The following is a 16145-nucleotide window of genomic DNA, read 5'->3' on the forward strand; positions in this document are numbered from 1 at the left end:
AGGGGTCCCCATGAACATGCAGGCTCGCGAACAGAGCTATCACTACGGCGTCATGCGCCGCGCGATTGAGCTGATTGACGAGGGCGGCGAGGCTTTGACCCTGGCCGAACTGGCCGCCGCCATGGATATGAGCCCGGCGCATTTTCAACGCCTGTTCTCGGCCTGGGTCGGCGTCTCCCCCAAGCGCTACCAGCAGTATCTGCGCCTTGGCCACGCCAAGGCCCTGTTGCAGGAGCATTTCACCACGCTGGAGGCGGCCCATGCGGTTGGTCTTTCCGGCAGTGGCCGTCTGCATGATCTGTTCCTGCGCTGGGAGGCGATGAGCCCCGGTGAATATGCCCGCAAGGGGGCCGGTCTGCGCATCCTCTGGGGCTGGTTTGACAGCCCGTTTGGACTGGTCCTGGTGATGGGCACGGAGAAGGGGATCTGTGGTATGGGCTTTGCCGCAGAAACCGGGGCGGAGCCGACCATGGCCGATATGCGCAGCCGCTGGCCCGATGCCGATTTTGTCGAGGATCCGATGGCCCTGCGCGCGATGGTGGAGGCGATTTTTGATCAGCGGGGCGAGGCCGCGCTGCATATGATCGGCGCGCCCTTGCAGATCAAGGTCTGGGAGGCGCTGTTGCGCATCCCCTCGGGGCAGGTCACCACCTATTCCGAGATTGCCCACGCCATCGGCGCGCCCCGTGCGGTGCGCGCCGTCGGCACGGCGGTGGGGCGCAACCCGGTCAGCTGGCTGATTCCCTGCCACCGTGCGCTGCGCAAATCCGGCGCCCTTGGTGGCTATCACTGGGGTCTGCCGGTCAAACGCGCGATGCTGGCCTATGAGGCGGCGCGCGATGAGGGGCAGCAGGACGGCGCGGCCTGATCCGCACCCGCCGCGCCCTGATCCGCGCGCCGCGCAAACAGGCGCCGCAGCAGTCCGGGGCGTTTGGCGGTCGACATCGGTTCTGCCTCCGCGCGCGCTGCGGCTTTGGCGGCTTCCTCAGCCGCACCCCGAATCTGTGCGGCGTCTTGCTCCAATTCGTAAGATTTGGGAAACCGGCGCTGTGCCTCCCATTTGTCCTTGCCCAGCGTGATCAGAACAATCCAGTCATAGGTCAACATGGTGTCTCTCCTTCTGTCTGAAACGAGAAAACCACAACGCTGCTGACACGCTTTGTCAGCGGGGCGTGCTAAGATGTCAGCAGCCTGTCAGTGGAGAAGAACCATGGAACGCACCGGTCGCCTGTTCGAAGTCATCCAGATCCTGCGCGCCGCCAGTTCCCCGATCCGGGCGGAGGATCTGGCGGAGCAGCTTGAGGTCTCCAAGCGGACCGTCTACCGCGATATCGCCGCACTCCAAGGGATGCGCACCCCGATCGAGGGGGAGGCAGGCATCGGCTATATGTTGCGCAAAGGCTATGACCTGCCGCCGCTCAACTTTGACGATGAAGAGCTGGAGGCGCTTTATGTGGGTCTGTCGATGCTGATCCGCACCGGGGATGGCGCCCTGCAGGAGGCCGCCATAAGGGTCTGCCGCAAAGTGATGGAATGCCGCTCACCGGGGGATCGGCTGCAAGTGGCCCCCTGGGGGGGCGCCCCGCCAGATGATCCCGAACTTGGCTGCGTCTCCAAGGGGCTGCTGCGTCAGGCCGTCCGCGAAAGCCGCAAACTGCGGCTCACCTATCTTGGTCCGGACAGTGGTGAGACCCAGCGGATCCTGCGCCCGCTGGCGCTGATCTACAATGTCGAAACCACTTTATTGGCCGCCTGGTGCGAGTTGCGGGGCGGCTTTCGTCACTTTCGCACCGATCGGATGCTCTGCGCCGATCTGCTGGAGGACAGCTTCGTCGGCGAGGCAGATCTGCTGCGCAAACTCTGGATGGAACAGGAGGGCGGTGTCAGCGGCGACGAGGACCAGGTCCCTTCAATCTAAAGCGGAAATTGGGCAGGTTTTCGCCGAGGCAAAAGGGCGTTACCTTGTGATGGCAGCGCCGCAGCACGATATTCTACCGGATGCACGGGCGCTGCCCGGATTGAGCAAGCAAAAGGCAGATTTTGATGATGCAGATGAAACTTACCACCGCCGCCATTGTGGCCGCTGGCCTTGGCCTGACCGCCTGTACCGATCCCGCAACCATCGGAACCCCTGGCAGCAAAACCCAGAACGGCGCGTTGATTGGCGGCCTGATCGGGGCGGGCGTTGGCGCAGCGACCAATGATTCCGACCGGGGTCTGGGCGCTGTCACCGGTGCGCTGGTCGGGGCTGCGGCCGGCAGCGTGATTGGCAACCAGCTAGACGCACAGGAACGGGAGCTGCGCCAGTCAATTTCCAACGACGGCATTTCCATCGTCAACACTGGCGACCGCCTGATCGTGTCGCTGCCCAATGATTTGACCTTCGCCACCGACAGCGCGGCGATTTCGCCTGCGGTGCGCTCCGACCTGAACAAGGTGGCCAGTAGCCTGGTGCGCTACCCCAACAGCCAGGTGCAGGTGATCGGTCACACCGACAGTGATGGCGACGCGGGCTATAACCAAGGCCTGTCCGAGCGCCGCGCCAATGCGGTCGCCGATCAGATCCAGGCCGGCGGTGTGCCCTACAACCGCGTGCAGATCATTGGCCGCGGTGAGAGCCAGCCGGTGGCCTCCAACCTCACTGCCGAGGGCAAGGCCCGCAACCGCCGCGTCGAAATCGTGGTGATCCCACAGGGCGCCTGATCCCCAGATCGGCGAAATAGCCGCGACACTCAGAAAGACCGCGCTGAAGGGTGCGGTCTTTTTTGTGCAAAAATGTGCAGTTTTGACGCTGGTATGTGCGCATTGTGAACTTATGCACATCGGTTGCGCAGGGTTTGGGCTTTTCTTGCGGCTGAAGCGGAATAGGTTGGGGCCAGACAAACATTGCCAACCGAAAGAGGCCTCCTTCCATGTCCGACCCTAAAATTCTCACCATCTCCGGCTCGCTGCGCGCTGGGGCCACCAATCGCAAACTGCTCGCCGAAGCGGTGCGCCTGTTTGGGCCCGCCGAGGTGAGCGAGGCCGATCTCAACCTGCCACTCTATGACGGCGATGACGAACAGGCGAATGGCATTCCCGCTGCGGTTCAAACACTTGCCGATCAGATCGGGGCGGCGGATGCGGTGATTATCTCCACCCCGGAATACAATGGCGCGCCGTCAGGTGTGTTGAAAAACGCTCTCGATTGGGTCAGCCGCACCAGCAATAAACCTTGGCAAAACAAACCCGTCGCCATCATGTCCGCCGCTGCGGGTCGCGCCGGCGGCGAGAAATCCCAGATGCTGCTGCGCACATTCTTGGTGCCCTTCCAGCCCCGTGTCCTGACCGCGCCGCAGGTGCATCTGGCGGCCTCTTATTCTGAGTTCGACGAAGGCGGCCGACTGCTGAGTGATCTCTACACCGAAACGCTTGAGGCACTGATGACTGCGCTGCGGGCCGAAATCGCGCGCTAAGTCAGACGAAGATCCAGCAGACCCGGTGCGAGCTGATCGCTCCGGGTTATTTGCTGCCTGATGCGAGGTGTCGGGCTAGCCGTCGCGGCTCGGCTCATCCGGGTTACTGGAGAAAAGTGCAATCTTATTGCCCTGCGGGTCGCGCAGATATCCCACGTAGAACCCTGCACTATAAGCCGCGCGAAACCCCGGCGCGCCCTCATCCGTTCCCCCTGCCGCCACTGCAGCGGCATGCAGGGCGCGCACCTGCGCCTGCGTGTCGGCCTGAAAGGCCACCATTACCCCATTGCCCGCCGCAGCGGGCGCGCCGTCAAACGGATGTTTGACATAGACATCCGGCGCGGTCGGAACCTCTCCCTCCGCCACCGGCAGGGCAAAGCTGAGGCCGTCGGACCCTTGGCTGAAATCATAGCCAAGTGCCGGCAGGAACGCGGTGTAGAACGCCCGGGCGCGGGTCATGTCATTGGTGCCGATGGTGATATAGGCGATCATCTCTCTGCCCCTTGGCCAGTCATTCAGAAGTTATCCTCAACCCGGAAACCTTCGGGGATATCATCCCGCCCGTCCAGCAGAAGATCGGCCATGGTCTCGGCCATCTTGGGCGCCATGCCAAAGCCGATCTTGAAACCACCGTTGGCGATGAAATGACCGCGCCGACCCGGCCAGCCACCCAGCATCGGCGCGCGGGAGCGGGCACGGGGCCGCACCCCGGCCCAACGTTCGATCACCTCAGCCCCGTGCAGCACCGGCAGCGCAGCCCGCGCCCGGTCGATCACCTCGTCAAGCTGCGCATCGGTGCTGGCGGGATCTTCAAACTCCCGCTCGCTGGTAGAGCCTATGGCCAATGTGCCATCCGCATGGGGAATGATGTGCAGCCCATCGGCATAAAGCTGTGGCACCTCCGGGCCTTCGGCAAAGCGCAGGAGTGCGGCCTGACCCTTCACCCCATTGCCCACTATCTTGCCTGCCGCCCGGCCGTCGGGACCTGCCAGCATCCGGTTCAGCTCCAGCAATCCGGCATAGCCCTTGGCATGGACCACCAGCCCCTGATCGGGCGCCTCTGCCTGCACGGTGATCCCCATGACCGCCAGCCCTGCCACCAGCGCAGCACAGGCGCGGCGGGGATGCATTCGCGCGCTGAGCGTGTCGTGGATCACATAGCCCGTGGCGCTGGGCGGCACCCATGGCCCCATCTCAGAGACCGGGCAAACGCGCCATTCGGCCTCGCCCTTCCAGTAGGTCTGCGCAGTCACTTCTCGGGCGCGGGCCAGATCCAACGTGCGCTGATCCTGGATCGGTTGCAGCCGTCCGGTGCGACCATAACCGGGAGAGACCCCGCCGGTGGCCTCAACCTCGGCCCAGAACGCGTTGGCCATCAGCAGGCTTTCCAACTGGTACTGCTTCTTTGGGTTCCAGTTCTCCGGCACATGCGGGGCCAGCGCGCCGACCAGCCCGCCGCTGGAGCCGGCGCCCGCCCCAAAGGGATCAATCACCTGCACCGATGCGCCGCGTCGCGCACAGGTCCAGGCGATGGACAGCCCAAAGATCCCGGCGCCCCGGACGGTGATATCTGCCATTGCCATTTTCGCACCCTTTCGCCAGTGTCGCGCCGTTCCACCGCATCACTTAGGGGATAATAGCATGGCAGACCAGCAGGCGCGGCTCAGCTGGCGGGATGGCAGCATTCCGGTATCCGATCAGTTCGACGACCCCTATTTCTCCATCCACGATGGGCTGGCCGAGACGGAGCATGTGTTTCTGGGAGGCAATGATCTGGCCACCCGCTTTGCCAGCGCCGCAGAGGCGGGGACCGATTTCCACATTGCCGAACTGGGCTTTGGCACCGGTCTGAACCTGCTGGCGGCCTGGCGCGCCTGGGAGACGGCGCAGGAGGGCTGCGCCGCACCATCGGTGCTGCGTTTCACCAGTTTCGAGGCCTTCCCAATGGCGGTGGAGGATATGGCCCGCGCGCTGGAGGCCTTTCCCGAGGTGGCGCCCTGGGCCGAACGGTTTCTTGCGGTCTGGGAGGGCGCAGGGGCGTGCGATCTGGGCAATTTGCGCGTCAATGTCATCACCGGCGACGCCCGCGTGTCGCTGCTGGACTGGACAGGCAAGGCGGATGCCTGGTTTCTGGATGGGTTTTCACCGGCCAAGAACCCGGAGCTGTGGCAGGAGGACCTGCTGGGCGAGGTCGCCCGCCACACCGCGACCGGCGGCAGCGCGGCGACCTATACGGCGGCAGGATTTGTCCGCCGTGGGTTGGAGGCCGCCGGATTTGAGGTTTCCCGCACGCCCGGTTTCGGGCGCAAGCGGCATATGACAAAGGCACAATTGCGATGACCATGCGCCCCGATGCGAAGATCCTGGAGCCTCATGCGCCCCGGATCACGCCGATCACCCAGAAGAACAACGTCACCGCCGGTGTGCTTTTGATGATTGCTGCAACGGTGGTCTTTGCCATGCAGGATGGCATCTCGCGGCATTTGGCGGGACAGTACAACACCTTCATGGTGATCATGGTGCGTTACTGGTTCTTTGCGCTGTTTGTGATCGCGCTTGCGGCGCGCGCGCCGGGGGGTATTCGTGCCACAGCCCGCACCGATCAACTGGGGTTGCAGATCTTTCGTGGGGTGCTGCTTGTGGCGGAAATCTGCGTTGCCGTCTATGCCTTTACCGTGCTGGGACTGGTCGAAAGCGTCGCGGTCTTCATCTGCTACCCGCTCTTGGTGGCGGCCCTGAGCGGGCCGGTGCTGGGGGAGCAGGTGGGATGGCGGCGGTGGGCGGCGATTTCGGTGGGGTTGATTGGCGTGCTGATCATCCTGCAACCCGGTATCGGCGTCTTTGATCCGCTGGCGATTATCCCGTTCATCTCGGCGCTGATGTTTGCGCTTTATGGTCTGATCACCCGCTATGCGGCGCGGCGTGACAGCACGGCGACCAGTTTCTTCTGGACCGGTGTTGCGGGCATGGTGGCGATGACCCTTGTGGGGATGTGGCATTGGGAGCCGATGAGCCAGGGCGACTGGATGTGGATGGCGATCCTGTGCGTCACCGGGGTGATCGGGCATTGGCTGCTGATCAAATGCTACGAGATGGCCGAGGCCAGCGCAGTGCAGCCCTTTGCCTATTTCCACCTGATCTGGGCCGCGGCGCTTGGGGTGATTGTTTTCGGCGAGGTGATCCGCACCAATGTCGCCATCGGTGCGTCCATCATCGTGGCGGCCGGCCTGTTCACCCTATGGCGCGAACGCGTCAAGGGTTGAGCCAGCGAGCTCCTGCGAGAAGGGCACCGGCAGCGGCGTCTTGCCAAGGCGCGCGCGGTAGACAGGCAGGCTCTCGGTGACGCGCATCACATAGTTGCGCGTCTCGTTGAAGGGGATGTGTTCAATCCAGTCGACAATCCCCGGCGTGCCGTCACGCGGATCGCCATAGCGTTCCATCCAGGCCTTTGGGCGATGCGGGCCTGCGTTATAACCTGCCGCCATCATCACCACATTGCCGTTAAAATCACCCGCCAGATCGGCAAGGTAGTTGCTGCCCAGAAGGGCGTTATAGGACCAGTCGGAGATCAGCCGCGTGGTAGTGTGATTGGCCTGAATACCCATGTTTGAGGCGACCAGCTTGGCGGTGGCGGGCATCACCTGCATCAGCCCCCGCGCGCCCGCATGGCTGATCACGATGGGGTCGAATTCGCTTTCTCGCCGGGCAATGGCGAGGGTCATTTCGCGTGCCATCGGTAAATCCCTCTGCGCGACAGGATGCAGCGGGAAATAAGCCGCCTCCAGCTCTACGCCCTTTTGAGCGGCGCGTTTTGCAATCATCACCGCCAGATGCGGCTCTTCCATGGCGACGGCCATCTCCCCCAGCTGGCGCGCCTCGACCGGGCCGAGCCCCTCCACCAGATGGGTAAGGAAGCGCTCCGCCAGCGGCAGATCGCCTGCCTGCAACAGCAACAGCCCGGCTTCCGCCACGGTGGAGTTCAAAAACCCAGCCGCGCGCCAGTCAGGCAGCTGCGGCGGGGTGATGAGGTCTGGATCAAAGGGACGGCCCAGAACCTCTGCCGCCAGCAACCCGTAGAAGGATGTCTGATAGTCGGCAGCCTTGGCATAGGCGGCATGGGCTTTCTCAATATCGCCATGGGCACCATAGGCCTGACCCAGCCAATAGCCGCCACGTCCGATTGAGATCGGGCTTTCGACAGAGGCGAGGAACCGTTCAAAGTGATAGGCAGCGAGTTCCGGGTCGTTCAGCTTGCGCAGGGCGATATAGCCTGCCAGCCATTCGCAATCGGAGTAGCCATAGCCTGCATCCTCCGGCGCGAAGTGATGCGCGGCCAGCTGATAGGCGCGTTCGTGATTGCCGTCGCGCATGTCCTGCCGTGCCAGATCGCGGCGACGGCGCAGCCATTTGGCTGGCTCGCCCAGTTTTTCGGCGGTGGTGCTTCGATCCATCATCAGCGTGATGGCATCCTCCTGCCGCCGCTTGCGGTCTCGCCAGGCAAAGCGGTCATAAGCCAGGCCCGCGTTATCCTTCAGCGCGTCGGGGACGGCGGCGATCTTGCCATCCACACCCGGTTCCACCTCCTGTAACGCCAGTCGGGCCTCTGCCAGTTTGCGCTGATCGGCGCTGACCAGCGGCAACATCCGCCGTGCGCTGACCTTATGACCGTCCCACAGCAGCCGGTCCAGCCGGGCTGCGTGATGGGGGGTCAGAAGTTTGGCGTGGCGTTTCAGATATTCGTCCTGAATGACCGATCCCATGGGCATGGTGCGCCAGGCCAGAACCAGCTCTGCCTCGCCTTCGCCTTTCTGCCCGGCTGCGATCAGCGCGCGGCCATAGCTCAGCGCGCCTTCGGCCGTCTGCGGAGGGGTGTCTTTGTAGAAGGCAAGGATGGTCTTGCGCCCGGCCTCGGCAATCTGCGGCTCATTCTTGCGCCGCAGCAGCGCCAGCCCTGGCCAGTCCGACCGCCGCGCCAGAAACGCCATCACATCGGCGGCCGACCCCATGCCTGCGCGCAGCCGGTGCCATTCGATCACATCGCGGGCGACGGTGGCTTCATGGCCGGCACTCCGCCCGGCTTCGCTCCATTTTTCCGAGCGCATCAGCTCCAGCGCGCGACCAAGGTCCACGGCCATGGCAGCGGTGCCGCTCAGAGTGGCGGAAATGAGGGCAATAAGGGCCAGAATGCGTGTCATCTCTTGCATTTTCCAACGTTCCGGGGATAGAGCCAATGACGATAATCCGTGACCTGCCGGTATCAACTCAAATCCCCGGCATGTCCATCACTCAAGCCGGTGCAATTCTGCGCCCGCACGAACAGCAAAGGGAGCGTGCCCATGTTCAAAGGCTCTATGCCAGCCCTCGTCACCCCGTTTTCCAACGGCGAGCTGGATCTGGATACGCTCAAACGGTTGGTCGAGTGGCACATTGATCAGGGCTCTACAGCGCTGGTCCCGGTGGGCACCACCGGTGAAAGCCCAACGTTGACCCATGAAGAGCATGAAACCGTCATTGCCGAAGTGGTGAAAATCGCGGCAGGCCGGGTGCCGGTGATTGCCGGGGCCGGATCCAATAACACGGTTGAAGGCAAGCGGTTCGTGCAATTCGCCGCCGAGGTTGGCGCCGATGCCGCGCTGGTGGTGACGCCCTATTACAACAAGCCGACCCAGCGCGGATTGATCGCGCATTTCACCGAGCTTCATAACTGCGCCGATATTCCGATTGTGATCTACAATATTCCCGGTCGCTCGGTCATCGACATGACCCCTGCCACCATGGGCGAACTGGCCAAGCTGGAGCGCATCATTGGTGTGAAAGATGCAACCGGCGATATCGCCCGCGTGTCCCAGCAGCGCGCCTCTTGCGGCGCGGATTTCATCCAGCTGTCTGGCGAGGATGCCACCGCGCTGGGCTTCAACGCTCATGGTGGGGTTGGCTGCATTTCGGTGACGGCCAATGTCGCGCCGAAGCTCTGCGCCGAATTCCAGGCGGCGACGCTGGCCGGTGATTACGCATTGGCGCTGGAGTATCAGGACAAGCTGATGCCGCTGCATGAGGCGATCTTCATCGAGCCGGGTCTGGCGGGGGCGAAATACGGCCTATCGAAATTGGGCCTGTGCAGCGAGGAGGTGCGCCTGCCGCTGACCGGTCTGGAAGACAGCACCAAGGCCGCAATCGACGCCGCCATGGCGCACGCAGGTCTGCTGTAAGCACAGCACAGCGATCATAGACACGTCATCTCAGGCCGGGACGCTGCTGCGTTCCGGTCTGTTTCGTTTTGGACATATTAGTCTCTAACCGGTGGTTCAGGGTCACATCCCTAAGACCGGAGCTAGTTGAGATAGAAAGGCGGCGCCGCCCCGGTGAAGATCCCGGGAATGGCTGGAAATTGCGGGGCGCGTCACTGCCCCGGTGCGAAACTGTTTTGCACAACCCCGATGGCAGAGTTGCCGTTGGGGTCGGCTTCCATGGTGTCCGGGGTCGTATAGCCCGGAAGTGATCGCGATCCACAACAGAATAGGGCCGGCAGATGTATCAGCGGTAAGCAGGGCGTGCGCTGCCTGGGCAACGGCAGATCACCCCAGCACAGATGCCAGATGCCGCGTCTTGTCCGGGTTGCGGGTGACATAGATGCGGGTGATCCGGCCCGCGCTAATATCCAGCGAGGTGGCTTGCAGAATGCCATCTTCGCCGCGGCTCACAATCGCAGGCAGACCATTGAGCTGACACAGGCGCCAGTGATCTGGCGCTGTGTGATGGGCTTTGCGGGCAAGCCCGGCCAGCAGCCGCAGCACCTTGTCGCATCCATAGATCGGATTGAGTGCCGCCATTGCCTTGCCGCCGCCATCGGAGATCAGCTGCACATCTTCGCTCAGCAACCGGGTGAGGGCGGTCATATCCCCGGTTTTGGAGGCGCGAAAAAACGCCTCGGTCAGCGCCTCGCCTTGGTCTGGGCGGCTGGGGGCCTCCGGTCGCAAGGCCTGCACCTTGCGGCGCGCGCGGGTAGCCAGTTGGCGACAGGCCTCGGGCGAGCGGTTCAGCGCGGAGGCCACGTCGCTAAAAGAGCTGTCAAAGATATCATGCAAAAGGAAGGCCGCGCGTTCCAGCGGGGAGAGGGCGTCCAGCGCCAGCAGAAGCGCAACCGAGACATCATGATCCAGCAGCTCGGTGGCCTCATCAGTTAGCACCGGCTCTGGCAACCACTCGCCAGGGTAGGTCTCGCGCCGTTTGCGCGCTGATTTCAACTGATCAAGACAGAGCCGCGTGGTGATCCGCATCAGGTACCCGGTCGGGTCCAGAACCTCACCCTTGGGGGCCGACTGCCAGCGCAGATAGGCGTCCTGCAGGATATCTTCGGCATCGGTCACGCTGCCCAGCATCCGGTAGGCGGCCGCAAACAATCGCGGCCGCGCTGTCAGAAACGCATCGGTTCCTGTGTCTTTGGTCTGTGCTGTCACGCCGCGTTGGCCCCTGTGCTGCTCTCGCTCACAGGGTGGGCGCTGCGGAAGCCGATTGCAATGCGGTTCCAGCTGTTGATGGCACCGATCAGCAGCGTCAGCAGCACCTGTTCGCGCGGCTCAAACAGCTCTGCCACGGCGTCATAGTCGGCATCGGGCGCAGCGGTGGCCTCCACCCGTGTCAGCGCCTCGCACCACGCCAGCGCCGCGCGTTCGCGGGGTCTGTAGAGCGGCGATTCGCGCCAAGCGTTCAGCAGATGCATCCGGTCCTCGCTCTCGCCATGGGCGCGCATCTCATTGGTGTGCATATGGATGCAGAAGGCGCAGCCGTTGATTTGGGAGGCCCGCAGCTTCACCAGTTCCACCACGCTGAATTCCAAAGTGCTGTTTTTGAACAGGGTTTCCTGCTCCATCATCGGTTTGAACAGATCCCCGGCGACAGAGAAATAATCGAGACGTTGCGACATCATTTGGTCCTTTCTGATGGGTTCAGAAACAGGACGAGGCAGCGGGTGGGTTTGTGACATGGGTGGTGAGGTTTTTTGAAAAAAGATGTGGGCCACGAAAAAAGGGCGCCGCTGGGGCGCCCTGATTTTTAGGTGTTTTGGGATGGCTCAACGCTTGCCGTAATAAAGCCCGACGACATGTTCGGCCTGGGCAAAGAACAGCCAGCGGGAAACCGCGATCCCTGCGATGTGCAGCAGTACGGCGACGCCTGCGAGCAGGTGTTTGAGCGTCAGGCCTTCAACCGGCAGGATGAGGCAGATCAAGGGCAGCGCAAAGCCTGAGGCAAAGGCGATCACCCGCAGTTTCTGCGCATGTTTGCGCCCGACCACATGCACAAATTCACGCAGCAGGTAGTTGGAGCCGGTATGGGGCGGTTCAAACGCACGCACTGTGCCGCGATCGCCAAGGCCGGTGGCGGTGCCCATATCGGTGCCGGAGCTGGCAAAGGCCTGATCACCCTTGGCCCAATAGGCCAGCTGTACCGAACCTGCGATGGCCAGAAGCCAAGGCGCCAGCACCTCCGCCCCGGCCAGCAGTGACCCGCCCGCAAGACTGAAGGACAGGAACATCACCGGCGTCAGCGCCATGTTCCAGCGCGGAATGGTCTTGAGCTGGGTGTAGATCATCGAGGTCGTGAAGACAGTCGCCAGCGACAGCGCCGCGCCGATCCAGCCGAGTACCCACCAATGGGTGTCCAGAAACACCGCGCCAAAGGCAAAGAGCCCCATCACAATGAGAGCCGCAACTGCGCAGATGCCTTCGCGGCTGAGCCAGCTGGTTTTCCACTGGCTAAAGGCGCGCCAGGCTCGTTCTGGCCGGCCAAGGTGAAAGGTCGAGGCCAGAAGCCCGCCCACCGCAAAACCAAAGGCGATGGCATAGAACACAAAGGCGACCCAGCCGGTTACCTCAGGCTTGCCAAGGCCAAGGAAGGCCAGAAGGCCAAAGCCGAGACCAGAGAGGGTGGTGAAGAGGATAACAGAAGGTGCGGGATGCATCAGCTCGTCTCCTCTGCGGAATTGCCGGGAAGTTTGTCGAGCGCCTTGTCCAGCCAGCCGAGAAAGCCCTTGGGCTCTTCTGCGACGGGGGCCAGCAGCGGAGCCAGAATGTCGATCTGATCCTCGATCTGATCTTTGGGGCGGGGGGGCAGGTATTTGTTCACCGGTTTGGTGCCCATTTCCGGCATCAGGTCCATGCCGCCACGCTCTGCCACCAGTTTGGAGACATCACTGTCAGGATCGCCCAAATCTCCGAAATGGCGGGCGCCAGCGGGGCAGGTGCGCACACAGGATGGCACGCGGTCCACCTCTTCGAGGTTCTCATTGTAGATCCGGTCCACACAGAGCGTGCATTTCTTCATCACCCCTTCGGCCAGATCCAGCTCACGGGCGCCATAGGGGCAGGACCAGGCACAAAGGCCACAGCCGATGCAGTTGGACTCATTGACCAGAACGATACCGTCTTCCACCCGCTTGTAGCTGGCGCCGGTGGGGCAGACGGTGACGCAGGGGGCGTCTTCGCAATGCAGGCAGGATTTCGGGAAATGCACCAGCTGGGCCGCCGGGTTGGGCTGGCTGGCACAGGGGGATGGCTGCACCTCATAGGAGTGCACCCGGTTGAGGAAGGTGCCCGAGGGATCGGCGCCATAGACATTCTGATCTGATAGCGGCGCGCCATAGTTTTCGGTGTTCCAGCCCTTGCAGGAAATCACACAGGCATGGCAGCCGACACAGGTATCCAGGTCAATGACCAGCCCCATCTTGCGGTCGGTCTTGGTGGGAAGCTCGGTCATTGCATACCCTCGGTGCAAGTTGCGGAACCAAGAAGATGTCTATTTTCTTGGCAATTTCCTTGGAAGAAAATTGGATTGATCATTTGCCCACCTTCCATGTCAGGTCTTTGGGACCGGTGCCCACGGGTGAGGTTTGAGGCTCCATAACAGGCTGGCTTTCGCTCAGATCCTGCGGCGCGGCGACTTTTTCGATCTTTACTTTCAGATCGAACCACGCGGCCTGACCGGTGATCGGGTCGGAATTGGCCCAGCGAAGCCCGTCGCCCTTCGGCGGCAGCAGCTCGTGGATCAGATGGTTGAGGAGGAAGCCTTTGGTGGCTTCCGGCGCGTTTTCTTCCAGCGCCCAGGCGCCTTTGCGCTTGCCGATGGCGTTCCAGGTCCAGACGGTGTTTTCATTGAGCGCCGCCATCTCCATCACTGGCACGGTGATTTCACCGTGGGGGGAGGTGACCCTGGCCCAGTCGCCATCGCTGAGGTGGTTTTCGCGCATCAGCTTGGTCGGCACATAAAGCGGATTGCGGCCATGGATCTGGCGCAGCCAGGCGTTCTGCGTGCCCCAGGAGTGATACATCGCCATGGGGCGCTGGGTGAGGGCGTTGACGGTGAAGCCGTCGTTGCCCTGCTGATCGGTTTCATACCAGATCGGCAGCGGGTCCATCGTCTCTTTGATGCGGGCGCGTAGGTGCTCGGGCGGCTGGCGCTCACCGTGGCCTTCAGCGGCCAGCTGGAACTTGCGCAAGGGCTCCACATAAAGCTGGAACAGATAGGGCTGTGGGCTGTCAAAGAGGCCGAGGTTCACCGCCCAGTCCTGATAGGCCATGTTCCAGGGTTTGAAATAGCTGGCCTCTGCCGGGATATGTTCGACAAAGAAACCGCCGTTTTCGATGTATTTGTCCAGCTGTTCGGGGTTCACCTCACCCCGGCCAACCTTGCTGCCGTCCTCGCCCCTGAACCCTGCAAGCGGGCCGATGCCGGGTTTGCGTTCGTGGTTCACGATATAGTCGGCGTAGTCCTGCCATTTCGCTGTGCCGTCTTCATGGGTGAAGCCGGGCAGTTTCATCTTATTGGCCAGCTGCACCAGTACGGTCTGGAATCCGCGCACGTCGCGGTCGGGTTCCACCACGGGCCAGCGGATCGCATCAGCCGCGCCGTCGGCCTCGCAGATGGGACGATCGAGCAGCGAGATACAGTCGTGGCGTTCCAGATAGGTGGTGTCGGGCAGGATCAGATCCGCATAGGCCACCATTTCCGATGAATAGGCGTCCGAGTAGATGATCCGGGGGATCACATAGTCGCCATTGTCGTCGGTGTCGGTGAGCATTTCCATCACGCCGCGCGTGTTCATCGAGGAGTTCCACGACATATTCGCCATATACATGAACAGCGTGTCGATCTTGTAGGGATCACCGGCATGGGCGTTGGAAATCACCATATGCATCAGCCCGTGGCTGGACATCGGGTTTTCCCAGGTGAACGCCTTGTCGATGCGCGCCGGGCTGCCGTCGGTCTTCAGCGCCAGATGTTCCGGCCCGTGCACGAAGCCCAGATGCGGGCCGTCCAGCGGTTTGTTCGGGGTGACGCGGCAATGGGGGGCGGGATGCGCCTCTACCGGTTTGGGGTAGGGCGGTTTGAAGCGGAAGCCGCCGGGCGCCTCCACCGTGCCCAGAAGGATCTGCAACACATGCAGCGCGCGGCAGGTCTGAAAGCCGTTGGCATGGGCTGAGACACCGCGCATGGAGTGCATGGCGACCGGGCGGCCCTTCATGGTTTTATGGGTCTCACCGCGGAAATCGGTCCATTCCTGATCCAGCTCGAATGCCTCGTCAAAGGCGACGCGGGCCAGCTCGGCGGCGATGGCGCGGATGCGTTTGGCGGAGACACCGCAACGCTCGGCCACGGCTTCGGGGGCGTAGTCGTCGCTGAGATAGCGCTGGGCCATCAGTTGGAAGACGGACACATGGGTGATGCCATTGAGTTCAAACGAGCCGCCCAGATCGGGGCGCACGCCATGCATGTCAAAGGGCGCGAGCTGGCCGGTCTTGCGGTTGATCACCAGAGGCGCGCCATGGTCATCGCGCAAGAACAGGCCGTAATCGGCGCTATCTGGATCCTGATTGACCAGCACTGGCGCGTTGGTGAACTGGCTGAGGTACTCCAGATCAATCTTGCCCGCCTTCATCAGCACATGCACCAGCGCCAGGATGAACAGACCGTCGGTGCCCGGCGTGATGCCGACCCAATCGTCAGCCACAGCGTTGTAGCCGGAGCGGATTGGATTGACGCCAATGACCCGCGCACCGCGCGCCTTGATCTTGCCGATGCCCATCTTGATGGGGTTGCTGTCGTGGTCTTCGGCGACGCCAAACAACATGAACAGCTTGGTGTGATCCCAGTCGGGCTGGCCGAATTCCCAGAACGCGCCGCCCATCGTGTAGATGCCGGCGGTGGCCATATTGACCGAGCAGAACCCGCCGTGGGCTGCATAGTTGCAGGTGCCGAAGTTCTGCGCCCAGAAACTGGTGAAGCTCTGGGATTGGTCGCGCCCGGTAAAGAACGCCAGCTTTTCCGGGTTATCCTCGCGGATGGGTTCCAGCCAGCCAGCGGCAATGTCCAGCGCCTCGTCCCAGGAGATTTCCTCGAACTTGCCGGAGCCGCGCGGGCCGACGCGTTTCATCGGCGCCCGCAGACGTGACGGCGCGTTGTGCTGCATGATCCCGGCAGAGCCTTTGGCGCAGAGCACGCCCTTGTTCACCGGATGATCGCGGTTGCCTTCGATATAGGCGACTTTCTTTTGGCCATCCTCATCCGTTTTCATGTGGACGTTGATGCCGCAGCGGCAGGCGCACATGTAGCAGGTGGTCTGGCGGATCTCGTCCGACACGGGCGGCGAGGTGTCTAGCTGGGGCTGGGTATGTGCCATGGTGTCCCTGTTCGGTG

16 protein-coding genes are annotated in these 16145 nt (G+C 62.6%); 7 read left to right on the forward strand and 9 right to left on the reverse strand.

The window, feature by feature from the left end; all coding sequences use genetic code 11:
- Window positions 1-10 precede the first annotated feature (10 nt).
- Entirely contained in the window at window positions 11-868 is an 858-nt protein-coding gene (locus OO25_RS16250; protein WP_040181175.1) for a methylated-DNA--[protein]-cysteine S-methyltransferase, read from the forward strand.
- Here the strand turns inward: OO25_RS16250 and OO25_RS16255 are convergent.
- Window positions 823-1107, reverse strand: coding sequence for a hypothetical protein (locus OO25_RS16255; RefSeq protein WP_040181177.1), 285 nt, complete (start codon window positions 1105-1107; stop codon window positions 823-825). The two genes, OO25_RS16250 and OO25_RS16255, sit on opposite strands and share 46 nt — an antisense overlap.
- A 103-nt stretch (window positions 1108-1210) precedes the next feature.
- Between OO25_RS16255 and OO25_RS16260 the strand changes: the two genes are divergently transcribed.
- The 3 genes from OO25_RS16260 to OO25_RS16270 all read left to right on the forward strand — a co-directional run bounded on the left by OO25_RS16260 (window position 1211) and on the right by OO25_RS16270 (window position 3455).
- On the forward strand, window positions 1211-1918 hold the full coding sequence (locus OO25_RS16260; RefSeq protein ID WP_040181179.1) for a YafY family protein: 708 nt from the start codon (window positions 1211-1213) through the stop codon (window positions 1916-1918).
- A gap of 125 nt (window positions 1919-2043) precedes the next feature.
- Window positions 2044-2703, forward strand: coding sequence for an OmpA family protein (locus tag OO25_RS16265; RefSeq protein WP_040174384.1), 660 nt, complete (start codon window positions 2044-2046; stop codon window positions 2701-2703).
- A gap of 209 nt (window positions 2704-2912) precedes the next feature.
- Complete coding sequence (locus OO25_RS16270) at window positions 2913-3455, forward strand: NADPH-dependent FMN reductase (RefSeq protein ID WP_040181181.1); 543 nt, start codon at window positions 2913-2915, stop codon at window positions 3453-3455.
- A gap of 75 nt (window positions 3456-3530) precedes the next feature.
- On the opposite strand, the gene OO25_RS16275 is transcribed toward OO25_RS16270, so the two are convergent.
- Both OO25_RS16275 and OO25_RS16280 read right to left on the reverse strand, forming a co-directional pair.
- Entirely contained in the window at window positions 3531-3947 is a 417-nt protein-coding gene (locus OO25_RS16275) for a VOC family protein (RefSeq protein WP_040181183.1), read from the reverse strand.
- 23 nt (window positions 3948-3970) lie between these two features.
- Complete coding sequence (locus OO25_RS16280; protein ID WP_040181185.1) at window positions 3971-5038, reverse strand: FAD-binding oxidoreductase; 1068 nt, start codon at window positions 5036-5038, stop codon at window positions 3971-3973.
- Window positions 5039-5096: 58 nt separating this feature from the next.
- Here OO25_RS16280 and mnmD point away from each other — a divergent pair, with 58 nt between their 5' ends.
- The gene (gene mnmD, locus OO25_RS16285; RefSeq protein ID WP_040181187.1) at window positions 5097-5795 is read left to right on the forward strand and encodes a tRNA (5-methylaminomethyl-2-thiouridine)(34)-methyltransferase MnmD; all 699 of its coding nucleotides are present in this window, start codon (window positions 5097-5099) and stop codon (window positions 5793-5795) included.
- Complete coding sequence (locus OO25_RS16290; protein WP_040181189.1) at window positions 5792-6718, forward strand: DMT family transporter; 927 nt, start codon at window positions 5792-5794, stop codon at window positions 6716-6718. Before mnmD ends, OO25_RS16290 begins: the two co-directional genes overlap by 4 nt.
- Here the strand turns inward: OO25_RS16290 and OO25_RS16295 are convergent.
- Window positions 6692-8650 carry a lytic transglycosylase domain-containing protein gene (locus OO25_RS16295; RefSeq protein ID WP_040181190.1) on the reverse strand — a complete coding sequence of 653 codons (1959 nt, stop codon included), beginning with the start codon at window positions 8648-8650 and terminating at the stop codon, window positions 6692-6694. The genes OO25_RS16290 and OO25_RS16295 overlap by 27 nt on opposite strands.
- A gap of 141 nt (window positions 8651-8791) precedes the next feature.
- Here OO25_RS16295 and dapA point away from each other — a divergent pair, with 141 nt between their 5' ends.
- Complete coding sequence (gene dapA, locus OO25_RS16300) at window positions 8792-9664, forward strand: 4-hydroxy-tetrahydrodipicolinate synthase (protein ID WP_014881062.1); 873 nt, start codon at window positions 8792-8794, stop codon at window positions 9662-9664.
- Window positions 9665-10030: 366 nt separating this feature from the next.
- Here the strand turns inward: dapA and sigJ are convergent, their stop codons facing one another.
- From sigJ to OO25_RS16325, 5 genes are all read right to left on the reverse strand, one after another.
- Complete coding sequence (gene sigJ, locus OO25_RS16305; protein WP_040181194.1) at window positions 10031-10912, reverse strand: RNA polymerase sigma factor SigJ; 882 nt, start codon at window positions 10910-10912, stop codon at window positions 10031-10033.
- Window positions 10909-11379, reverse strand: a complete 471-nt coding sequence (locus OO25_RS16310; RefSeq protein WP_040181243.1) for a carboxymuconolactone decarboxylase family protein — start codon at window positions 11377-11379, stop codon at window positions 10909-10911. Before OO25_RS16310 ends, sigJ begins: the two co-directional genes overlap by 4 nt.
- A 147-nt stretch (window positions 11380-11526) precedes the next feature.
- Window positions 11527-12414: a DmsC/YnfH family molybdoenzyme membrane anchor subunit gene (locus OO25_RS16315; RefSeq protein ID WP_040181196.1), complete on the reverse strand. Its 888-nt coding sequence runs from the start codon at window positions 12412-12414 to the stop codon at window positions 11527-11529.
- Entirely contained in the window at window positions 12414-13208 is a 795-nt protein-coding gene (locus OO25_RS16320; RefSeq protein WP_040181197.1) for a 4Fe-4S dicluster domain-containing protein, read from the reverse strand. The genes OO25_RS16315 and OO25_RS16320 overlap by 1 nt, the downstream gene beginning before the upstream one ends.
- A 79-nt stretch (window positions 13209-13287) precedes the next feature.
- On the reverse strand, window positions 13288-16128 hold the full coding sequence (locus OO25_RS16325) for a molybdopterin oxidoreductase family protein (protein WP_040181198.1): 2841 nt from the start codon (window positions 16126-16128) through the stop codon (window positions 13288-13290).
- Window positions 16129-16145: the final 17 nt, after the last annotated feature.

The sequence above is a fragment of the Phaeobacter sp. S60 genome, from assembly GCF_000826845.1.
In the GTDB taxonomy this organism is placed as follows: Bacteria; Pseudomonadota; Alphaproteobacteria; order Rhodobacterales; family Rhodobacteraceae; genus Phaeobacter; species Phaeobacter piscinae.

Excerpts from the sequence above, each read along its gene's own strand:
- OO25_RS16250 (WP_040181175.1), top strand. The coding sequence starts at position 11 with ATGAACATGCAGGCTCGCGAACAGAGCTATCACTACGGCGTCATGCGC.
- OO25_RS16255 (WP_040181177.1), bottom strand. The coding sequence starts at position 1,107 with ATGTTGACCTATGACTGGATTGTTCTGATCACGCTGGGCAAGGACAAA.
- OO25_RS16260 (WP_040181179.1), top strand. The coding sequence starts at position 1,211 with ATGGAACGCACCGGTCGCCTGTTCGAAGTCATCCAGATCCTGCGCGCC.
- OO25_RS16265 (WP_040174384.1), top strand. The coding sequence starts at position 2,044 with ATGATGCAGATGAAACTTACCACCGCCGCCATTGTGGCCGCTGGCCTT.
- OO25_RS16270 (WP_040181181.1), top strand. The coding sequence starts at position 2,913 with ATGTCCGACCCTAAAATTCTCACCATCTCCGGCTCGCTGCGCGCTGGG.
- OO25_RS16275 (WP_040181183.1), bottom strand. The coding sequence starts at position 3,947 with ATGATCGCCTATATCACCATCGGCACCAATGACATGACCCGCGCCCGG.
- OO25_RS16280 (WP_040181185.1), bottom strand. The coding sequence starts at position 5,038 with ATGGCAATGGCAGATATCACCGTCCGGGGCGCCGGGATCTTTGGGCTG.
- mnmD (WP_040181187.1), top strand. The coding sequence starts at position 5,097 with ATGGCAGACCAGCAGGCGCGGCTCAGCTGGCGGGATGGCAGCATTCCG.
- OO25_RS16290 (WP_040181189.1), top strand. The coding sequence starts at position 5,792 with ATGACCATGCGCCCCGATGCGAAGATCCTGGAGCCTCATGCGCCCCGG.
- OO25_RS16295 (WP_040181190.1), bottom strand. The coding sequence starts at position 8,650 with ATGACACGCATTCTGGCCCTTATTGCCCTCATTTCCGCCACTCTGAGC.
- dapA (WP_014881062.1), top strand. The coding sequence starts at position 8,792 with ATGTTCAAAGGCTCTATGCCAGCCCTCGTCACCCCGTTTTCCAACGGC.
- OO25_RS16310 (WP_040181243.1), bottom strand. The coding sequence starts at position 11,379 with ATGTCGCAACGTCTCGATTATTTCTCTGTCGCCGGGGATCTGTTCAAA.
- OO25_RS16315 (WP_040181196.1), bottom strand. The coding sequence starts at position 12,414 with ATGCATCCCGCACCTTCTGTTATCCTCTTCACCACCCTCTCTGGTCTC.
- OO25_RS16320 (WP_040181197.1), bottom strand. The coding sequence starts at position 13,208 with ATGACCGAGCTTCCCACCAAGACCGACCGCAAGATGGGGCTGGTCATT.
- OO25_RS16325 (WP_040181198.1), bottom strand. The coding sequence starts at position 16,128 with ATGGCACATACCCAGCCCCAGCTAGACACCTCGCCGCCCGTGTCGGAC.